The sequence below is a fragment of the Klebsiella sp. NPDC088457 genome (assembly GCF_044900465.1).
Classification (GTDB): domain Bacteria; phylum Pseudomonadota; class Gammaproteobacteria; order Enterobacterales; family Enterobacteriaceae; genus Klebsiella.
Map to the genome: position 1 here is coordinate 1 of NZ_JBJDNH010000119.1, position 1,332 is coordinate 1,332.

Genomic DNA, 1,332 nt, shown 5'->3' on the forward strand with positions numbered 1-1,332 from the left:
CGAAACCACGGTTTTCCAGGCCGACCACGGCGTGACCGGAACGCAGGACCAGACGGGGCGTGACCTCCTGAATCACCAGTACGGTGAAGTTGCCTTTCCTGCGGACACTGCTGTTAACCACATGCTCCAGGCCGTTCAGCGCTTTCGTCACGGAGGGAATGGATTTGGCCGGAGAGAAACCCACGAACGTAAAGCGACCATCGTCATACGCAAAATCGGGGACAATCCGGGTGCTGTCGCGCCCCGGATATTTGAGGTAGTCCCAGTTGCGTGGCATCTGCGCGGCATTCAGGGCCTGCTGAATATCAGCCTGCTGCTGTTTTTGCTCCCGCTCCCGCATTCTGGCCGCTGTCTCACGACTGGCCTTTTCCTGTGCTTCACCCGGATAACGGTAACTCACCTGGAAAGCGGGCTGCTGCGGTGACTTATCATCGATGACGTTCAGCTCGACGTTGTACAGCCGACGGGTGGTGACGATCAGCATGTTGGTATGCCAGTCCTGGCTGTTAGGGGGGATCACCACCTGCGTGGTGTTACCGTCCGCGCCGGGCGCGCCCTGAACGAGCGCCACCGGGCGGACGTTGACCCGGTTGGCGTCCGGTGTGGCTTCCCACGCTTCTTCAAAACCGGGTCTGGCACTGATAACCGCCTCGTCGCTGTCAAAGACCAGCGTGGTCATAAAGCCGGGCCGGGTACTGACGACGGTGACGTTCAGCGGGTTATAAACCACCTGCTGAACGCGGGCGTCGTAGCGGCTCGCCTGCGGGATGGCAGTACTCCATGCCGTGCCGCACATCATCAGCGCCAGCGGGATAAGAGTGATGCTTTTCATTATTCGCCTCCCCGGATTTCACGGTCTGCCTGCCAGCTGGTCACGGTAAAGCCGAACGGGTTCACCTCCCGCTCGGTATCGCTCATCTCCCTGTTGGGGGCGGAGTGGAACGTCAGGCGGGCATCCCAGTATTCGGTGCGGGTGCTGTTGTCCGCGAGGCGGCGAATGGTCTTTTTGTAACGGAGGGTTGCGACGTCATCGGGGTCAGTGCCATCAGTGAGCTGGTTTGACAGGATGTCGATCCGCACGGTATGCGCCCCGTTCTGGTACACCTTGTCCGGGGCGTTTTTACCGGCATACAGCGCCAGATAGTCATCGTTGACCTGCGGGCTGTTGTAAATCTGGACCGTGGCATATTCGTCCTGGAGTGAGGGATAGACATACCGCTCACGCAGTCTGACGTAGCTGGCGGTCATCGCCTTCTGATAAGCGGCTTCCGCCGTCAGGTGGGTTTTTGACACACGGGTGACGTGCTCCACCCGCCCGGTATGATAATCCAC

2 protein-coding genes are annotated in these 1,332 nt (G+C 59.8%); both read right to left on the bottom strand.

Features of this window, described 5'->3' with window-relative positions:
- A partial coding sequence (gene virB9, locus ACI2JR_RS28305) for a P-type conjugative transfer protein VirB9 (RefSeq protein WP_462480113.1) occupies window positions 1–832 on the bottom strand: 832 nt, incomplete at its 3' end.
- Window positions 832–1,332: virB8 family protein (locus ACI2JR_RS28310; RefSeq protein ID WP_462480114.1), on the bottom strand; the 501-nt coding region annotated here is incomplete at its 5' end. The genes virB9 and ACI2JR_RS28310, both read right to left, overlap by 1 nt.